General features: G+C 43.0%; 19 protein-coding genes. 10 read left to right on the top strand and 9 right to left on the bottom strand.

The window, feature by feature from the left end; translation table 11 throughout:
* Positions 1–3: 3 nt before the first annotated feature.
* Positions 4–555, bottom strand: a complete 552-nt coding sequence (locus NKMY2_RS02160) for a stage II sporulation protein M (protein ID WP_255347489.1) — start codon at positions 553–555, stop codon at positions 4–6.
* Between the two features lie 78 nt (positions 556–633).
* Between NKMY2_RS02160 and NKMY2_RS02155 the strand changes: the two genes are divergently transcribed.
* Positions 634–2061 (top strand): DNA-directed DNA polymerase II small subunit, encoded by a 1428-nt coding sequence (locus tag NKMY2_RS02155; protein ID WP_042684239.1) that lies wholly within the window; start codon positions 634–636, stop codon positions 2059–2061.
* On the opposite strand, the gene NKMY2_RS02150 is transcribed toward NKMY2_RS02155, so the two are convergent.
* Complete coding sequence (locus NKMY2_RS02150) at positions 2058–3263, bottom strand: Cdc6/Cdc18 family protein (protein WP_042684024.1); 1206 nt, start codon at positions 3261–3263, stop codon at positions 2058–2060. The two genes, NKMY2_RS02155 and NKMY2_RS02150, sit on opposite strands and share 4 nt — an antisense overlap.
* A gap of 466 nt (positions 3264–3729) precedes the next feature.
* On the opposite strand from NKMY2_RS02150, the gene NKMY2_RS02145 reads away from it, so the two are divergent.
* Positions 3730–4119 carry a hypothetical protein gene (locus NKMY2_RS02145; RefSeq protein WP_042684023.1) on the top strand — a complete coding sequence of 130 codons (390 nt, stop codon included), beginning with the start codon at positions 3730–3732 and terminating at the stop codon, positions 4117–4119.
* Here NKMY2_RS02145 and NKMY2_RS02140 read toward each other — a convergent pair.
* The 3 genes from NKMY2_RS02140 to NKMY2_RS02130 form a co-directional block, all read right to left on the bottom strand.
* Positions 4116–4271 (bottom strand): AbrB/MazE/SpoVT family DNA-binding domain-containing protein, encoded by a 156-nt coding sequence (locus NKMY2_RS02140; RefSeq protein WP_320408946.1) that lies wholly within the window; start codon positions 4269–4271, stop codon positions 4116–4118. The two genes, NKMY2_RS02145 and NKMY2_RS02140, sit on opposite strands and share 4 nt — an antisense overlap.
* Before the next feature lie 113 nt (positions 4272–4384).
* Positions 4385–4942 (bottom strand): winged helix DNA-binding protein, encoded by a 558-nt coding sequence (locus tag NKMY2_RS02135; RefSeq protein WP_042684020.1) that lies wholly within the window; start codon positions 4940–4942, stop codon positions 4385–4387.
* Positions 4943–5067: 125 nt separating this feature from the next.
* A complete protein-coding gene (locus tag NKMY2_RS02130) occupies positions 5068–5430 on the bottom strand; it encodes a hypothetical protein (RefSeq protein ID WP_042684018.1) in 363 nt (120 codons plus the stop codon).
* Between the two features lie 65 nt (positions 5431–5495).
* Between NKMY2_RS02130 and NKMY2_RS02125 the strand changes: the two genes are divergently transcribed.
* A complete protein-coding gene (locus NKMY2_RS02125; protein ID WP_042684017.1) occupies positions 5496–6248 on the top strand; it encodes a phosphoglycerol geranylgeranyltransferase in 753 nt (250 codons plus the stop codon).
* Between the two features lies 1 nt (position 6249).
* On the top strand, positions 6250–9624 hold the full coding sequence (locus NKMY2_RS02120; protein ID WP_042684016.1) for a DNA polymerase II large subunit: 3375 nt from the start codon (positions 6250–6252) through the stop codon (positions 9622–9624).
* A gap of 2 nt (positions 9625–9626) precedes the next feature.
* Here the strand turns inward: NKMY2_RS02120 and NKMY2_RS02115 are convergent, their stop codons facing one another.
* Positions 9627–10949, bottom strand: a complete 1323-nt coding sequence (locus NKMY2_RS02115) for a serine hydroxymethyltransferase (RefSeq protein WP_042684014.1) — start codon at positions 10947–10949, stop codon at positions 9627–9629.
* Positions 10950–11045: 96 nt separating this feature from the next.
* Between NKMY2_RS02115 and thsB the strand changes: the two genes are divergently transcribed.
* Positions 11046–12752 (top strand): thermosome subunit beta, encoded by a 1707-nt coding sequence (thsB, locus tag NKMY2_RS02110; RefSeq protein ID WP_042684013.1) that lies wholly within the window; start codon positions 11046–11048, stop codon positions 12750–12752.
* A 62-nt stretch (positions 12753–12814) separates the two neighbouring features.
* Positions 12815–13096 carry a hypothetical protein gene (locus NKMY2_RS02105; protein ID WP_042684012.1) on the top strand — a complete coding sequence of 94 codons (282 nt, stop codon included), beginning with the start codon at positions 12815–12817 and terminating at the stop codon, positions 13094–13096.
* Here the strand turns inward: NKMY2_RS02105 and glnA are convergent.
* Positions 13093–14553 (bottom strand): type I glutamate--ammonia ligase, encoded by a 1461-nt coding sequence (gene glnA, locus NKMY2_RS02100; RefSeq protein ID WP_042684010.1) that lies wholly within the window; start codon positions 14551–14553, stop codon positions 13093–13095. The two genes, NKMY2_RS02105 and glnA, sit on opposite strands and share 4 nt — an antisense overlap.
* A gap of 56 nt (positions 14554–14609) precedes the next feature.
* Between glnA and NKMY2_RS02095 the strand changes: the two genes are divergently transcribed.
* A complete protein-coding gene (locus tag NKMY2_RS02095; protein ID WP_042684008.1) occupies positions 14610–15167 on the top strand; it encodes a DNA replication complex subunit Gins51 in 558 nt (185 codons plus the stop codon).
* Between the two features lie 35 nt (positions 15168–15202).
* A complete protein-coding gene (locus NKMY2_RS02090; protein WP_042684007.1) occupies positions 15203–15478 on the top strand; it encodes a hypothetical protein in 276 nt (91 codons plus the stop codon).
* Here the strand turns inward: NKMY2_RS02090 and NKMY2_RS02085 are convergent.
* Entirely contained in the window at positions 15475–15693 is a 219-nt protein-coding gene (locus NKMY2_RS02085) for an AN1-type zinc finger domain-containing protein (protein WP_042684006.1), read from the bottom strand. The two genes, NKMY2_RS02090 and NKMY2_RS02085, sit on opposite strands and share 4 nt — an antisense overlap.
* 83 nt (positions 15694–15776) lie before the next feature.
* Between NKMY2_RS02085 and NKMY2_RS02080 the strand changes: the two genes are divergently transcribed.
* Positions 15777–16517 (top strand): SDR family oxidoreductase, encoded by a 741-nt coding sequence (locus NKMY2_RS02080; RefSeq protein ID WP_042684236.1) that lies wholly within the window; start codon positions 15777–15779, stop codon positions 16515–16517.
* A 1-nt stretch (position 16518) separates the two neighbouring features.
* Entirely contained in the window at positions 16519–17658 is a 1140-nt protein-coding gene (locus tag NKMY2_RS02075) for an NAD(P)/FAD-dependent oxidoreductase (protein WP_042684004.1), read from the top strand.
* Here NKMY2_RS02075 and NKMY2_RS02070 read toward each other — a convergent pair.
* Positions 17653–17862, bottom strand: a complete 210-nt coding sequence (locus tag NKMY2_RS02070) for a hypothetical protein (RefSeq protein ID WP_042684003.1) — start codon at positions 17860–17862, stop codon at positions 17653–17655. The two genes, NKMY2_RS02075 and NKMY2_RS02070, sit on opposite strands and share 6 nt — an antisense overlap.
* Positions 17863–17867: the final 5 nt, after the last annotated feature.

The following is a 17867-nucleotide window of genomic DNA, read 5'->3' as shown; positions in this document are numbered from 1 at the left end:
GGATCAGTTCACTTTTGGAAGTGTGACGTTTGGGCCTGCGAGTGTTTCAATCATGTATGCTTCTACGATTCCTCCCAGCAACAGCAGTCCTATTACAATGCCTATTTCCAGCACCGTCTGCTTCCATTGTTGTAAGATGGATCTTTTTTTGAGAATGTCTGCTATCAAAAGGAAGCTTCGTGACATACCAATAGAATATGCTGCAAGCTCCATTAGGCCAAACGGTGTGGTAAAGATCATTGTAATTGGCGGGATTTTTTCCAATAGTGAGTTTGTAGTAGCTATGGCAGCAAACGCAAAGCCTGTAGAAAACGCAGAGAATATTCCCCATACAATACCAAAGCCCGGGATAAACATGGGTAACGCAATCTCTATGTTATGAAGAAATATCTCTAACCCAAAATTTTCGCCCTTTAGTGAGTCTAGCAATTTGTTAAATTCGTCTAGGAAAAGACCGGCATCTTCCTCTGATACCTCCATCTCGGCTCCGATAGAGAAGGCAATTGAGAACACGGCTAAAAAGACAAAGAAGAACAATATTCTCCGATTTAGCACAACAAAAAATTTGTTGTAGATTATTTGAGTCTTGTTTTCCACAGATTTAATTAAAACTTGTTTTATGAAACCTTCATCATGATAAGGGATGTCAGTTCTGCGTTAGATTTTGCATTAAACAAGGGCTTTCAGATCCATCCAAACGCACTCAGAATTCTAGAGCAGATAGATGTGAAGGAATTAGAGAAAATCATCAAGCAGGTTGTTCGAGAAAAAGAAAGGCAGAAACTGTTCCTGATTAGCCAGCAGGATCTTGAGGTATTTTTGGGAATCGCAGAAGATGAAATTCTAGACGATTTTCACGAAATTCTATTTGATCCAACCACAAAGATTGCCACAGCTGAGGGAGTTGACGGCTTTACTGCGTTATTCTCAAGCAGGTATGCCAAACTAAAGAAAATCATATCAAACCGTCCAGAATCAAAAATGCTCAAATCCATCTCAGCAGTGATTTCAACCAAATCAAAGGAGGAAATCTATGTCTGCGGCCTTGTAACGGACAGAAAAACGGACAGAAACATAACCAAGATAACCATAGATGACATTACAGGTTCGATTGAGACCATAGTTATTGACGAAGATCTGCAAAGTGTGGCGTCTTCCTTGCTGATGGACCAATTTATTATGGAAAAAATCGTAGCGGCAAAGAACGGCGGCTTTATTGTCAAGGACATCATTTTGCCTGATATTCCGGATCATCTGCCAAACCGCTCAAAAACCGAGACTTATGCCCTCTTTTTGTCCGATCTTCACATAGGCAGCAAGTACTTTATGGAAAAAGAGTTCCTAGAGATGATTTCGTGGCTTTCAAGCCCAGATCCAATCGCGCGAAGAGTGAGATTCATAGTCCTGGGCGGCGACGTGGTGGACGGGATTGGAATCTACCCAAACCAGGACAAGGAGCTAGTGGCCCTTGACACAAGCGCGCAACTCCAGATGGTGTTTGACATTTTGGATAAGATTCCAAAACATATCAAGGTCTTCATAGCGCCCGGAAACCACGATCCGGGAAGACGCGCTCTCCCGCAGCCTGCAATTCCTGCAAAATACAACCCAAACCTCTGGGGCAGGAAGAATTTTTTCATGATTGGCAATCCGGCAATGGTTTCACTAAATGGGGTAAAGGTGCTCATTTTCCACGGTCAGAGCATCGATGATATTGTAAAGACCACGCCTGGATTAAGTTACGACAAGCCTGCAAAAGTCATGCAGTATTTGCTCAAGGCCAGGCATATGAGTCCAATTTATGGCAGTCAGACCCCGATTGCGCCAGAATTGGAGGATCTTATGGTGATTGATGAGGTTCCAGACATTTTCCATGGAGGCCATGTCCATGTCATAGATTTAGACCTGTACAGAGGAGTCCTAATCCTAAATTCAGGTGCATGGCAGGCCCAAACACCGTTCCAGACAAGCGTTGGAATTACGCCGACGCCGGGAATGGTGGTTTTGGTTAATCTGAAAACTTTCAAAGTCTACACAAAAGACTTTGCATCCAAAAATTAGATAATATCCTCCAGAGTAACTTCGTTTTTGAAAGTATCTTTCACTGTTTCAGCAGAAATGGTGAGCGTGAATTTTTTTGTTCTTCCGTGGATTCCCTGATGAACAATCTTACCCGAAATTATTCCAGACATCTCTATTTCGCCAAGCATTTGGGTGACCCTCCTCTGTGTGAGTTCTTTTTGCCGTATTGCCTTGCAGAGGCTTTTGTAGGCTGAAAATATTTCTCCTGTGGATAGGCCAGATGCCTTCATCACTGCTATAATCAGTAGTTTTTCGTGAAGCGGGTATGATTTAAGAGCCGTTACCTCCTTATCCTCCTCCATTTTCTGGGACGCTATTCTCACGTGTTCTTCCCTTACGGTTTCGGATTGCTGCCTTTCGGCGATCTCGCCTGCCACCCTCAATAGGTCGATTGCCCTTCTTGCATCCCCATGCTCACGTCCTGCCATTGCAGCACATAGGTTCAGTGCTGATGTCTCTACCACATCGTCCAAAAAGGCCTCCTTGATCCTATCAAGAAGGATTTCCTTTAGCTGATTAACGTCATAATTGGTAAAGACGATCTCTTCTTCGCCTAGCGAGCTGATTACGCGTCCATCAAGCCTATCTTTGAAGGTAAGGTCGTTTGATATTCCTACAAGCGTCATGCTTCCCTTCTTTAGCCGCTCATTTGCCCTAGTAAGCTGATAAAGAATGTCCTTCCCGGTTTTTGACACCAGATGCGCCAGATAGTCTATTTCGTCTATAACAAGTATGATGTTGTATTGGTTTGTTTCAATTGATTTTAAAAGGCGTTTGAAGACCTCGCTCGTTGCCAGCCCAGTTGGTGGCAGGTCTTCTTTTTCTAAACCAAGTTGCCTCCCGATACTCACAAGTAGTCCATAAAGGGTTGTCTCGTCCTTAGAGTTTGTATAAATCAATTTTATTGGAAAGTTTGATTTTTCTACTCGTTGTTGAATTTTAGTTAGTATTTTTTTTACAACTAGTGTTTTTCCAGTACCAGGTTTGCCGTAAATCAGAATGTTTGACGGCCTTGATTGTTTTAATATTGGAAGTAGTGATTGGGTAAGCTTTTCCTGCTCATCTTTCCTATGTAAAATCACGTCTGGAAGATAGGTAAAATGTAATACCTTCCTGTCTTTTATGATTGATTTGCCGCTTTCTGCAGCATCCAAAAGTCTGTCTACAGGATCATCATTCATTGAATCTCACACACCTATTTTTCCAGTCCATAACCATTTCATTTAACAATGAATTAGTTATGTTTAGAATACAATTAGTAGTTGTAGTTTAGTTCGTAATTAATTATTTTTAATTTATTTTTCAAAAAAAATTTGAAAGAAGAAAGAGTGGAAATGAAGGTGTGTGAGTAATTAACAAACAGTTAAGGAGTTGTTAAGACAGACGCCAGAAAAGCCAATTTTGACCCCTTTATTTCGAGTCCAGGCGTGAAGAATGGCATTAACAATGTTAACGAGCCAAGATAGACCCCATTATTTCCACTCCAGGCATGGGAACAAGGTAATTCCAAATAATTAGGTAAAGCTAATTTGTTAACATATAGAGATTGGCTAGGCGTGAGCCATACGGTCAACGTTAACAACCCCAATTGTTAACAATTCTAAGAGGATCTGTTCAATTGTTAACCAGTTAACACGATCGATCACGATGGCCAAGAAGCGCATACGCATTGATTTGGAGGACTCGGACGGTGCAAAATACAACTTTAACATCGAGGGGAATATCACTAGAGATAAGGTATTGAAGATATTTGAAATGATGAACCTACTAAACATTGAAGATCAGGAAGAGGTGCCACAATTAGACTCGGTTGGAGCAAAAATATGGCATATTGTAGACAAATACTTCCCAATGGGCAAGTTTACCTCAACTGAATTATTGGAGAAATTTGAGGATGAGTACAACGAGCCGATAAAACTTAGCATAATTTCGACATATTTGGCCAGGTTTAACACCAAAGGCAGGATAGACCGCCTACGAAACGGTAGAGAGTGGGTTTACCAGATAGCCAAAATAGCACAAAAACGGCCCGATTAGGAAATAACAGCTCTTTTTAGAACCATGGAATCGTCCTGAAGGACGACTTTGACATAATCTCCTTTCTGCATTCCCAAGTATTTCCTAAACTGTTTTGGTATGGATATGGTTCCTGTGGCCGTGATCTTGACCAATTCTTCATTTTCTGGCATTATTATAATTTTATAATCTGTGATATTTATAAATTATTAGAAAATAATTTTATAATAAAAAACGACTTAATTTGACAAGAAATTCTGAAAACTGAAACTAATGATTGTCCGAATTAGGCGGTAACTGCCTGTTCTGGAGATCCCAATTTGGCTCTTCCCTTTTCGGTTATCTTGTAAGTGAATGGTTTTAGCTTGGTATTTCTTTCCACCAAGCCCTCCTCGAAAAGCCGCTTCATGAGCCTTGAAGTATGCTCTCTACTCCTTCCTATTGTGATTTGGATGTCACGTGACGTCATTTCCTTGAGTGTGATTAGTCCCAACACGTGTTCTGCAACACCGTTAAAGTCCATATTGGGCATTCTGGGCTTCTGAACCTGTCTTTCAGGCTCTTTTTTGACCACAGCCTGCTCTTTTCTCTCAATTATGGGCTCTATTTTCTCCAAAACCGCCTCAACTGGGGGCTTTTCTTCCAAATCTAGTGCGTCCATGCGTATTTTCATATCAATTAACTGCCTTTCATAGTACTCCATGCGTGATAGGTGGGAGGGATCTGGACCCTTTTGGTTCGTAAATGACCTAATTTTATTGTAAACGAGCATGCCGAATATGCCTACAAAGAACGCAATTATCACACCAGCAATGATTTGAGGGTCTGGTATCTCTACTAACATCACTTAAAATGATAAATTGTTGTGATTTATTGTGATTGGCCAACATAATTTCACACTTTACATCAACACCAATGTCATTTACTGTCACATCACTCAGATCTGAATCGTACAAAACATGTGACACATCACATTCCACACGCCTGAGCAACCAGTTTGTCTATGATGTTTATCACCTGTTCCTCCCTTTCAGGAAAAACATCACTATCTTTTATCACAGAAACCTGTTCTGCGAGCCTAGATATCACATCGATATCATCTGGAAGCAATACTCCCAAACCACGAAGCAATATTATCGAATAATATAGACCCATTAGCTTGTCCCTTGACTGGCCTACCTGCCTAAAATAAGCACCTTTTGAGATGCTAAACTCGAACTCAGATATGTTCTTCCGGTTTAAAATAATTTTAATTTGTTTCTCTGTAAACAACGATTTTTTGATAATTTGACGAATAATATTGTTAAAATTAGAATCCTCAATCTCTGCCATAGCTATACAAATCTGTATACCGCCATATCAATTAAACTTTAAAGCGCTTATTCCGAACCATTGGTATGGGAAAAATCGAAGAATACCTTCATGCATCACGAAGGAAGAAAGCGGCATTAATCTTTGTACTGATTGATTCTGAAGTATCAAAGATCAGAGAATCTGTAACGCTGGCAAAAAACGTGGAAAAAATAGGTGCATCTGCCATACTTGTTGGAGGTTCTTCAGCAACCGATCAAATCGAGATGGCACAAGTTGTAAAAACTCTGAAAAAATCAATAAAAATTCCAATAATTCTATTTCCAGGCAATGTTACCGGTGTGGTTCCACAGGCCGACGCTATTTTGTTTAGCTCTCTTTTGAACTCGGAAAATCCATACTATATAACGCAGGCTCAGGCTCTTGGAGCCCCAAGCGTACTAAAGTTTGGGCTAGAGCCGCTTCCCACAGCATACATCATAATTGGTGAGGGAACAACCGCCTGGTTTGTTGGCGCAGCTAGGGCGATCCCATTTGACAAGGCAGGCATTGCTGCGGCATATTCCCTTGCAGCCCAGTTTCTGGGCATGAGATTTGTCTACCTGGAGGCAGGCTCAGGCGCCAAGCAGAGTGTCAAGCCAGAGATGGTGAGGGCTGTGCGAAAGGTCTTCAGGGGGTTTCTAATCGTAGGTGGAGGCATAAGGGATGTCAACACGGCAAAGGAGATAGTTGCGGCTGGGGCAGACGCCTTGGTGATTGGAACAATGCTTGAGAGAGAAGGCAACAGCCTCAAAAGACTAGCCGAAATAGCAAATAGTATCAAGAATATTAAGAAATAACATGTCTGAAGACACGGCTATATCCCGAATTAAGGGGGTTCCAATGCCTGACTATTATCTGGAATATTATGGACGTCTATCGGAGAAGGCATACCAGACATTCGAAAAGGCGGCAGAAGCAAAATCGACCCACGTGGATTCATCGGGAATAGTGGAGCCAAAGATTGCCTTTGACCTTGCCGACCGTGTTGCAAAGATGCACGACATTGACATAGCGGACCCGTTGCGCGAACTGTTAAAAGTAAAGGGAAAGGAGCTTGCAGCCCTCGAACTATCAAAAAGCATTGCCTTGGGAAATTACTTGCCTGAGGACTCATCACTGGAAGAAAGACTGGACCTTGCAGTAAGGGTAGGCCTTGCAATAGTCACAGAAGGGGTCACAATTGCACCGCTTCAGGGAATAAGCGAGGTGACAATCAAAACCAACAGGGATGGCTCTGAATATCTTTCAGTTTCAATCGCAGGACCGATGAGATCCGCGGGGGGGACAGAATCCGCAGTAACGATGCTAATTGCAGACCATGTAAGAAAGGCAGTAGGCCTTGCAAAATACGTGGCAAACACGTTTGACGACGAAACGGGCCGGTTTGTAGAGGAGCTTAGAATCTATGAGAGGGATGTCGGAAGTTTCCAGTTTCACGTCCTTGACGAGGACATTGTTACAGTAATTTCAAACCTGCCTGTTGAACTTGATGGCGTAGATACTGATCCAAACGAGGTGGTCAACCACAAAAACATGGCTAGGATCAAGACTGATCGTGTAAGGGGAGGCGCCCTTCGGGTTTTAAACGACGGATTGATTGGAAGATCAAAGAAACTGCTCAAAAGAATAGAGCTGTATGGCCTAGAAGGGTGGGAGTGGCTAAATGAGCTAAAAGGCGCAGTCCAGACAGGCGACGACGAGGGCGCGTCCGCAAAAAGGCTCAAGGAAGTGATCGCAGGCAGATCCGTCCTGTCTCTGCCAAACAAGCTTGGAGGATTCAGACTTCGCTATGGCAGGTCATGCAATACGGGCTTTGCATCAGTAGGCGTGCACCCAGTGGTGGCGGAAATACTCCACCACACAATAGCTGTTGGCACGCAGGTAAAGCTTGACGTTCCAAGCAAGGGCGCAACGGTTGCCTTTGTTGATACCATTGAGACCCCAATAGTCAGGCTCAAAAACGGAAACGTGGTAAAAATCCAAAACGTAGAACACGGCATCAGAATCAAAAATGACATAGACAAAATAATCCACCTCGGCGATATTCTAATCTCATATGGGGATTTTCTTGAGAACAACTCACAACTGTTCCCAAGTGGCTACGTCGAGGAATACTGGGTGGAGGAACTGCGTGAAAAACTAATCAAATATGAGCCAAACTCTGGGATGGAAAAGCTGGAGAAGACGCCGTCGTTTGACGAGGCGTTGGAAATCTCATTAAACTTCAAAATTCCTCTGCACCCAAAGTACCTGTACTATTGGGAGCAGATTTCAGTTGACGAACTAAAAGAAATCCTGCAACCGACAAACATAGCAGATGACACAATCACATATCCAAAAAAACACAAAATAATCCTAGAGAAACTCGGGGTTCCCCATGAGGTCTCAGAGGACGACCTGATTCTTAGGGAAATGGAGGCTCGAATATTTTACGAGTTGTTGTTTGCAAATCCAATCAAATTTGAAAACCAAAACACCGTACCGGAAATAATCTCAGAATCATCTGGAATCAAAATACGACCCAAATTTTCAATCTCGATTGGAGTAAGAATCGGAAGGCCTGAAAAAGCGGCAGCAAGACAAATGAAGCCGCCTGTCCACACGCTATTCCCGGTGGGCGAAAAGGGTGGCATGACACGTGACCTGCTCAAGGCAAGTAATGCATCTTCTGACTTTTACTGCAATATTTTCCACCGCATGTGCAAAAATTGCAATGAACCGTCAATTAGCATAAACTGCCAAAAATGCGGAAACAGAACATCGACTGATTATGTCTGTCCCGTCTGCAGATCAGACCTTGATGCCCCATACTGCCAAAAATGCAAGAAAAAGGCGCCAACTCACTCGTTCAAACCATTCCCATTGAAACAAAAGATACTCCTTGCGCAGGAAAAAATGGGAATACGGGTGCAAGAGCCGTTCAAGGGCGTGATGGAACTAATCAACCAGGACAGGATAGCAGAGCCCCTTGAGAAAGGACTCATCCGTCAGAGCCTGGATCTAACAGTGTTCAAGGACGGGACTGTGCGCTTTGATGCAACAAACTCGCCCCTGACTCACTTCAAACCGTCATGGATTGGAACATCGGTTGAAAAACTCAGGGAATTGGGCTACACGCACGATGCTGACGGAAATCCACTGACAAGCCCTGATCAGATCGTCGAAATCAGAATGCAGGATGTGATCATCCCATTTGAAAGTGGAAGGTATCTCGTGCAGACGTGCAGGTACATTGACATTGAACTTGAAAAGTTCTACGGAAAATCTGCATTCTATAATGTAAGAAACATAGATGACCTTGTTGGACATTTGGTAATTGGCCTGGCGCCGCATACATCGGTTGGCATAGTGGGGAGAATAATTGGTTACACTGAAACACATGTCTGCTACGGCACACCAAACTGGCATTCTGCAAAACGTCGTGACGCAGATGGAGACGCCGACTCGATAATGCTGCTGATGGACGCACTGCTTAATTTTTCTAGACAGTTTCTGTCAGACAAAATAGGTGGTTTGATGGACGCCCCGCTTTTAATACAACCGATAGTTCTTCCTCACGAATCCCAGCCGCAGGCCCACAACTTTGAGGTGACAAAAAAACTTCCACTTGAATTTTTTGAATCCACATTCCAGGGAAAAAAGGCCTCAGAGATATCCTGCGTTGAAATAATAAAATCACGCCTTGAAACAAATGAGCAATTCTACGGGTATCATTACACGCATTCCACGTCGACTCTTACCACATCAAGATCAAGGAGTGCCTACTCTACACTTGGATCAATGCTTGACAAATTCGACATGCAGATTCGAAATGCCGAACTCATAAACGCAGTTGACGCAAACGAGATTGTCACAAATGTCATCACGACACATCTTGTTCCGGATATAATTGGAAACCTGAGGGCATACGGGAGGCAGAAATTCAGGTGTACCGCGTGCGGGAGAAAATACAGGCGAACCCCGTTGCTCCAGCACTGCATCTGCGGAAATAATCTAATCCAGACAATAACTAGGCCCTCTATTGAAAAATACCTCAAACTTGCAAAGAGACTCGTCGAAAAATACGAGGTGGGCCCATACCTGAGGGGAAGAATCTACACTTTATCGGACGAAATAGACTTGGTATTTGGTAAAAGAAAAGGCGATCAATTACTTCTTACCGATTACGAATAATTCTATCTGAGCTTTACGTATTCGTAGGCGCCAAGCTTGTTGTCAAAGCAGTAATGCACCTTTTGATAGTCCTTTCTGAATTTCTTGATAGTTGATATCATTTTCTTTGGATCCTTTTTGTCAATTACAATTTTTTTGATAAATGACGCAATCTCTTTCATTTCGGATCCCTTCATGCCAAGCCTTGTTATCTCTGCAACGCCTAGCCTGATTCCGCCTGGATGGAAATAGTTTCTTCCTGCCTTGATGTCGCCTGGGATCAGCTGCCTGTTTACGATAATGTTTGCCTTTTCCAAGTCTGCCTCTACCTTTCCACCATCACTGTAATCAAGAACGTTTACTGCAATCTGGTGAGATTCCGTGAACCCGCGTCTTTCTCCCAAAACCTTGAACCCATTTTCGCTCAAAGCCTCTGCCAATATTTTTGCATTCTTTATCACCTGTTTTGCATAATCCTTGCCAAACTCTAATGCTTCTGTAAAGGTGATTGCCTTTGCCGCCATGTGATGAATGTGATGGCTGCTCGTAAGACCAGGAAACGTTGCCTTTTTTATTGCCTCGCCGTATTGTGCAGATGCCAGGACTAGGCCTCCCTGAGGGCCAAACAGGGTCTTGTGCGTACTCATTGTCATGCTGTCTGCCCCCTCCCTTAGAGGATCTTGGAACCGGCCTCCTGCAATCAGACCTGCTACGTGTGCCGCGTCATAATTGATGTAAATATTATGGCTTTTCATAAAATCGGCAAGCTCCTTTACTGGATGTGGAAACAGAAACAACGAGCCTCCAAACATTGCCATCTTGGGAAGCCTTCCTGCCTTTTTGAGCTCTTCAATTTTGTCTTTGGTTTTATCTACATCGATAGTCATTTCTTCGGCATCAAATGGATAGAATTCAACATCAAGTCCGTGTACCAGTCCTGCAGTTCCAGAATGCTCCTTTTTGCCATGGGAAATGTGGCCGCCTGCAGGAATTGACGGTGCAATCATGATGTCTCCAGGATTGGTAAAAGCAGAATAAATTGCAAGGTTTGCCACAACGCCAGAAATTGGTCTTACGTCAGCAAACTCTGCCTTGAAGAGTTTTTTTGCAAGTGCCATGCACTCAAATTCGACCTCGTCAATGTAGATGCAGCCTGCATAAACGCGCTCGCCGGGCCAGCCTTCTGCATATCTGTTTCCAAAGTCTGAAAGCAGCGCCTCTTTTACGGCTGGGCTTGGAATATTTTCACTTGCTATTAGCGGTATAGAGTTCTCAAACCACTTGTTGTGAGTCTGAAGGCTCGATAGAATTTTCTTGTACGAGTCTCGATTTGAGGTCTTTGCCATGTTGTAGCGGCTTGTTTTCCCAATTTAAAAACACCGATTTTGTAATTTCAAAAAACAAACAAAGTATAAAAGGGGAAAAATAAAATCTTGATCGTTATGAGTATGCAAACCCAGAGGGGAAGTTTACCAGTTATCTTACTAAAAGAAGGCTCGTCTGAAAGCAAAGGCCGCGAAGCCCAGAAAAACAACATTCAGGCAGCTAAAATTATTGCCGAAATAGTCCGTAGCAGCCTAGGTCCAAGGGGAATGGACAAAATGCTAGTTGATGCCTTAGGCGACGTTACAATAACAAACGACGGTGCCACAATTCTAAAAGAAATTGACGTCCAGCACCCTGCAGCAAAAATGCTAGTTGAAATTTCAAAGACAACTGACTCCGAAGTAGGGGATGGAACCACATCTGCAGTTGTCTTGGCAGGCGCACTGTTGGAAAACGCAGAATCACTGCTAGCCCAGAACGTTCACCCGACAGTCATAGTTGACGGCTACAAAAAGGCATCAAGAAAAGCATTACAATATCTAAAAGAAATCGCAGAAGAAGTTACCGCAAACGACAAATCAATTTTAACAAAAATTGCAAGAACCTCGATGCAGACAAAAATCGTGAGAAAGGATTCCGATTATCTGGCAGATCTTATTGTAAAGGCAGTAATATCTGTAGCAGAAAAAGACAACAACAAATTCGTAATTGACCAAGATGACGTCAAAGTAGAAAAGAAGGCAGGAGGATCTATGAAGGATTCCGTTCTAATTGAGGGCATAGTCTTGGACAAGGAAGTAATACACAGCGGGATGCCAAAAAAGATCACCGATGCAAAAATTGCACTAATCAACTCTGCGCTTGAAATTGACAAAACTGAATTTGACGCTAAAATCAATATCTCAAATCCACAACAAATGAAGACATTCCTAGATGAAGAAAACAGAATGATCAAAAACATGGTGGACAAGGTTATCGCATCTGGCGCAAACGTCTTGCTGTGTCAAAAAGGAATCGATGACATGGCGCAGCACTACCTGGCTCGAGCAGGGATCTTGGCAGTAAGAAGAGTAAAAGAAAGCGACCTGACAAAGCTTGCAAAAGCGACCAGTGCTAGAATAGTTACTAACCTTGATGACCTATTTGAAAAGGATCTCGGATCTGCACAACTAGTGGAAGAAAGAAAAATTGAAGAAGACAGATGGGTCTTTGTCGAAGGATGCAAGAATCCAAAGGCCGTAACACTTCTGTTAAGGGGCGGCTCACAAAGGGTAGTTGACGAGGTTGAAAGATCAGTTCACGATGCAATAATGGTAGTAAAGGATGTGATGGAAAACCCGGCAATTGTAGCAGGCGGCGGGGCTCCAGAAACATTTGCTGCAACAAAGATTAGATCTTGGGCAAAATCACTTGAAGGCCGAGAGCAGCTTGCAGTGGAAAAATTTGCAGACTCGCTTGAAATAATCCCATTGACGCTTTCTGAGAATGCCGGGATGGATCCCATTGACACGCTGACTAACTTGCGCTCAAAACAGCTCAAGGGAGAAAAATGGACCGGCATTGACGTCATGAAGGGCAAGGTAGGCAACATGAAAACAAGCGAAATAATCGAACCGCTAGCAGTAAAGAATCAAATCGTGTCTTCAGCAACCGAGGCCGCATGTATGCTTCTTAGAATTGATGATGTAATTGCAATTGCCAAGTCCGCAGGACCGCCAGGGGGAGAAGGCGGCATGCCAGGAATGGGTGGCATGGGCGGCATGCCAGGAATGGGTGGCATGGGCGGCATGCCTGGTATGGAAGGCATGGAAGGAATGATGTAGTTATACAAATTACAAACCATATCCTCAAACGTTTATTTGCCAACATTCTTTAGAAAAAATCATTGAGTACCGCAACTAAGGTAATTACCAGCGTCAAGTACGCGTATCTGATAGGATTTTTGGCATTGCTTTCTGGCATATTTTACCCGTTTATCCAGGGTGGTACACTTGACTATACGGTTCTTGGAGTGACGATACTGTTTGTCGGTCTGGCAGGGACAATCTTGGTGTACAAGGCAGCAACCTCAGAGAAAAGACGCGGAATCTATATTGGAATTGGGTTTGGCCTAGTTGCAATATCGCTTACTTATGTTTTGCAGTTTACTGGAAGATCGATATTTTAGACATCAAAGTAAAGGTAGAACTCGTGCGGATGAGGTCTTATCGAAATCTCGCGATGATCCTTTCTTTCTAATTCTATTATTTTGTCAATCACATCGTTTGTGAAAATTGGGTTGAGGAACTTGCGGTCGCTTTCCAGTTCGTCTAATGCCTCGCCCAAGTTAGCCGGAACCGTCTTTATTCCACGTTTTGCACGCTCTTCTTTTGACATCTTGTAAATGTCTTCTAGAACTGGATCGCCTGGCTCTGTCTTTTTCTTTATTCCGTCAAGACCTGCTGATAATACAGCTGCAAATACCAGGTAGGGGTTTGCGGAAGGATCTGGCGCTCTGTATTCAAATCTTTTAAGATACGCGTATTTTTCTCCAGTAAAGTGTTGTGGAACTCTGATTGCAGCAGACCTGTTGCTAGGACTCCATGCAATGTACACTGGCGCCTCATATCCGGGAACTAGCCTGTGATAGGAGTTTGTAGTTGGGTTTGTAATTGCACATAATGCCCTTGCATGAGATAAAACTCCACCGCAAAAGTATCTCCCAGTTTGACTGATCTCGTCTTTTTCATCCTTGTCATAAAATACATTCTTCTTATTCTTCCATAGACTGACGTTTGTGTGCATGCCAGAGCCGGCATCCATGGAAATCGGCTTTGGCATCATTGTTGCAACCTTGCCAAACTTCTGAGCAATGTTTCTAATGGCAAACTTGTATGTCTGTGCACCGTCTGCGGCATTAGTCAAATAATCATATTTGATGTCAATTTCACACTGACCAGCAGTAGCAACCTCGTGGTGATGATTGTCGCACAAAATTCCAAAATACTCATTCAGAACATCCACACATTCATTTCTAAACGAGGTCAATGTATCAGATGGCGTACTTGGATAGTATCCTTCTTGCAGCCCCATCGGGTAACCCGTTCCTTCCTGACTCCATGGAGCTTCTTTTGATTCTATAGAATATGACTGGCCCTTGTATGGAGTCAGAACATCCCAGTGAACCTTGTCAAAAACAAAGAATTCTACCTCAGGACCCCAATAGCTGAAATCAAAGCCCTGTGTTTTTAGATACTCTTCGGCCTTTTGTGCAATTCCTCTCGGGTCACGTTCTAGCCTTCCCCTTCCACGACCCCAGTAAATGTCGCAGAGCAGTCTGGCCGTTTTTTTCTCAGTAATCCACGGGATTATTGCAAATGTGTTTGGATCCGGCTTTAAGACCAGATCGGAGTCGTCCACGCTGGTAAATCCGACAATTGAGGATCCGTCAAGCTTTGGAAGCCCGTCCTGCATTTGTTCGGGAGTAAAAGTATCGGCAGATATTGTGGTGTGGTGGAATCTGCCAAGCAGACTAGAAAACTGTAAATCGATAAATCTGATGTTCTCGTGCTTTATCTTTGCGAAAACCTCGTCGGAGGAATATTTTATCTGCGTTGCTTCACCGTGAGTTACTTTATATGGCAATTTACTCTCTTCAATTTTACACGAAGGAATCTACCATTTAAGGATTCAGGTGCGTAATGTCAGAAGCAAAAAAAATAGATGTAAACTCGTTGTATAGTGTTCTACTTAGAGAGGTGGAGAATGATTCGGTACAGGAACTGGATCCAGAGCTTTATGCTTCGATTTCAGATTATGTCGGGAAGCTAAAAAGTGAGGGGTATGACGGGATCGAGAACAAGATAAAAAATAAGCTTGTCGAGATGATAACTCAAATCACGACGCTTCTGTTGAAGACTAGGATTGAAAAGGTAATAGAGCAGAAAGATCTTGACTTTACAAATCTTCTTGATGCAGAAAAATTCATCTTGGAATCCCAGCAGGACATTCGCGAAAGAAAGGAAATGATTCTCTCTGCAACCCTGAATGGAAGAACCAAGGTCCTAGAATCCGTATCGAAAAAACACAAGACAAAACCAATTACGGTTAGGTTCCTACAAGACTTTGATCAGTTTGTAGGTGCTGATTTTACAAAATATGGGCCATTTAAGACAGAAGATATTGCGACAATCCCAAACGAGAACGCTCAGGCCTTGATTGCCAAAAACATTTCAATTAAGCTGCATTTGGAAGACTAGATAATTATACTGACCTGCCAAAACAATAATCAAAGATGTCTCACCTCAACATTGATGTCGTAGACTTTCTCTTGCTTACCATCTATCCAGTTGCGGGACTGTTTCTTGTAGAAATGGCAAGCAGGGCAATCAAGCTCAAAAACTGGATAAAGCTGACATCCCAGGCAATACTTTCTATTGGGTTTGCAATTGCCTATCTGACCTTGATTACTGCACACTGGCTTACAGCACTTGTCTTGTTTGCACTTGCTGCAGCATTGTTCTATCAGGCAAGGCTCTCAAAACTAAAGCCTGGCAGATCACTGTACTAGTTTTTCCGTCTACGAAATATTTTTTTGAAAATTCCGCCCTTTTGCTCTCTGATTATGCTTTTTTGCCCAAACCGTTTTGCTCTGATCTGGGACAGCTTGACACACCTGTGTTCTTCTGGCAGCCTGTGCTCAGAGCAGAAAGGATCTTTGCAGTAATTGCATTCAAACGGTAACTCTGTTTCGTTGCCACAGTATGAGCAATCGACCTTCTTCAATGGCTACATTTGGTTTTGTCATCTAATAAACCGTAAAGTTTTTGCAAAAACATAAAACAATGATCAGAACCAAACTGGATGTAATGATAAAAGATAAAGTTGCCATAGTTACCGGCGCAAGTAGCGGAATTGGATACGTAACTGCCCTGGCACTATCAAAGGCTGGCGCAAAGGTGGCAATTGGTGCAAGGCGCACCGATAAATTGGAATCCCTGAAAGATCAAATTACTAAAAACGGGGGGGAGGTCTTTGTCCAAAAACTTGACGTGACAAAAAAATCAGAATGTGACTCGTTTGTTGACGCGGTGATCAAAAAATGGGGGACGGTAGACATCCTAGTAAACAACGCAGGCTTGATGCCATTGAGTTTTATGAAAAATCTCAAAGTAAACGAATGGGATCAAATGATTGATGTCAACATAAAAGGCGTGCTCTATTGCACTGCTGCCGTGATCCCGCACATGTATGCAAAAAAATCAGGACACATTGTCAACATTTCATCTGTTGCAGGAAGAATCGTGTTTCCTTCAGGAACCGTCTACTGTGCAACAAAGCACGCAGTAACTGCCATAAGCGAAGGGCTCAGGCAAGAATTCAGCCAGCGCTCTGGAATACGGGTAACATGCGTTGAGCCAGGCGTTGTAGCAACTGAGCTCACAAACACCATAACGGATGACAACCTCAAATCATTTGTCGAGTCTACAAAAAAGATGGAGGCATTACAAGGAGAAGACATTGCAAATGCAATCCTGTATGCAGTAGAGGCCCCAAGCCACGTAAACGTAAATGAAATTCTGATCAGACCCGTGACACAAGAACGCTAGAATGGCATTACAAATTCTCATTATCGGAGGAGGATTTGGCGGACTTGCAGCCGCAAACGAACTGCGGGCAAACCTTCCATCCGATGTAAAAATTACCATCATCGACAGGAAGGACTATTTCATGATGGATCTAGTCAAGCTTTGGATCATAAAGGGGACAAGAAAATTCGAGACCTCAAAAAGACCTTTGAATACAATAGTGAAGAAAGGAATTGATTTTGTAAACGAGCAAGTAACACTAATCGATACAGGCCAACAAAAAGTAAAAACAGCCACAAAGGAACTCTCCTACGATTATCTGATTGTTGCAGCAGGAGTTGAACTTGCGCCTGAAAAAATCCCAGGCCTTTCTGCAAACGGAATGATCCTGTATGATTTGGAACACGTGTCAAAGATCAGACAAAAAATACTTGATATAAAATCAGGCAAGATTGCCTTTGCAATCACTGGGATGCCGTACAAGTGTCCTCCCGCTCCATTTGAAGCTGCACTGATAATCAATTCTATGCTGCAAGAGATTGGAACTAGAAAAAACATCTCGATTGATTTTTACAGTTTGGGCCCAATCACACTTCCCGCAGCAGGGCCAGTGGTAAGCAAACAACTCTTGGACATATTAGAATCAGAAAACATCAGGTTTCACGGCTCGCACAAGATCATATCAGTCGAGCAAAACACGTTAAAATTCGAAGATCAAAGTACTGCAAATTTTGATTTACTGATTGCAGTTCCTCCGCACAAGGCACCCCAAGTAATCTATGACACCGGACTCGCACAAGAAGGGATGTTCATCCCTGTGAAGCGGGACTGCAGGACACAATTCGATAAGGTCTATGCCATTGGTGATGTCACAAACATGATGGCTACAGAAAAAATTGCAGTTCCAAAGGCTGGGATATTTGCAGAAGGCCAGGGTGTTGCAGTTGCACAAGACATAATCTCTCAAATTAGGAAAGAAAAAACAAATTCAATTTTCGAAGGAAGGGGAGGATGTTTTGTTGAGATGGGAACGACTGCCGGATATGTTTACGTCGACATGTTTGCAGAGCCAAATCCAATAACACGACTTGACAAGCCGGCAACTGAACACATGGTAGAAAAGGAACAATTCGAAAAAGAACGACTAGAAAAATGGCTATGATTCTGACTTCTTTTCTCTTGACATGTGGCCAAGCAATGCCTTGATGTCTGTTTGAACATCGCCTGCGTTTCTTGCAATGTCTAGCTTTTCAGGAATGCTATTTTTAAAGTCCTCTGCCTCCAGCTCAATTCTCAGCTTTTCTTTACAGTGAAGGTGATCATCATCTGTTGCAGAAATTTTGTGACAAATGGAGCAGAGTTTCATGATCT

The organism is Candidatus Nitrosotenuis chungbukensis (assembly GCF_000685395.1).
In the GTDB taxonomy this organism is placed as follows: domain Archaea; phylum Thermoproteota; class Nitrososphaeria; order Nitrososphaerales; family Nitrosopumilaceae; genus Nitrosotenuis; species Nitrosotenuis chungbukensis.
The sequence above is the reverse complement of the archived record's forward strand: the minus strand, read 5'-3'. Positions and strand labels throughout refer to the sequence as shown.

Excerpts from the sequence above, each read along its gene's own strand:
- NKMY2_RS02120 (WP_042684016.1), top strand. The coding sequence starts at position 6,250 with ATGTCTGAAGACACGGCTATATCCCGAATTAAGGGGGTTCCAATGCCT.
- NKMY2_RS02155 (WP_042684239.1), top strand. The coding sequence starts at position 634 with ATGATAAGGGATGTCAGTTCTGCGTTAGATTTTGCATTAAACAAGGGC.
- NKMY2_RS02130 (WP_042684018.1), bottom strand. The coding sequence starts at position 5,430 with ATGGCAGAGATTGAGGATTCTAATTTTAACAATATTATTCGTCAAATT.
- NKMY2_RS02090 (WP_042684007.1), top strand. The coding sequence starts at position 15,203 with ATGTCTCACCTCAACATTGATGTCGTAGACTTTCTCTTGCTTACCATC.
- NKMY2_RS02095 (WP_042684008.1), top strand. The coding sequence starts at position 14,610 with ATGTCAGAAGCAAAAAAAATAGATGTAAACTCGTTGTATAGTGTTCTA.
- NKMY2_RS02140 (WP_320408946.1), bottom strand. The coding sequence starts at position 4,271 with ATGCCAGAAAATGAAGAATTGGTCAAGATCACGGCCACAGGAACCATA.
- thsB (WP_042684013.1), top strand. The coding sequence starts at position 11,046 with ATGAGTATGCAAACCCAGAGGGGAAGTTTACCAGTTATCTTACTAAAA.
- NKMY2_RS02075 (WP_042684004.1), top strand. The coding sequence starts at position 16,519 with ATGGCATTACAAATTCTCATTATCGGAGGAGGATTTGGCGGACTTGCA.
- NKMY2_RS02150 (WP_042684024.1), bottom strand. The coding sequence starts at position 3,263 with ATGAATGATGATCCTGTAGACAGACTTTTGGATGCTGCAGAAAGCGGC.
- NKMY2_RS02080 (WP_042684236.1), top strand. The coding sequence starts at position 15,777 with ATGATAAAAGATAAAGTTGCCATAGTTACCGGCGCAAGTAGCGGAATT.
- NKMY2_RS02125 (WP_042684017.1), top strand. The coding sequence starts at position 5,496 with ATGGGAAAAATCGAAGAATACCTTCATGCATCACGAAGGAAGAAAGCG.
- NKMY2_RS02070 (WP_042684003.1), bottom strand. The coding sequence starts at position 17,862 with ATGAAACTCTGCTCCATTTGTCACAAAATTTCTGCAACAGATGATGAT.
- NKMY2_RS02145 (WP_042684023.1), top strand. The coding sequence starts at position 3,730 with ATGGCCAAGAAGCGCATACGCATTGATTTGGAGGACTCGGACGGTGCA.
- NKMY2_RS02115 (WP_042684014.1), bottom strand. The coding sequence starts at position 10,949 with ATGGCAAAGACCTCAAATCGAGACTCGTACAAGAAAATTCTATCGAGC.
- NKMY2_RS02135 (WP_042684020.1), bottom strand. The coding sequence starts at position 4,942 with ATGTTAGTAGAGATACCAGACCCTCAAATCATTGCTGGTGTGATAATT.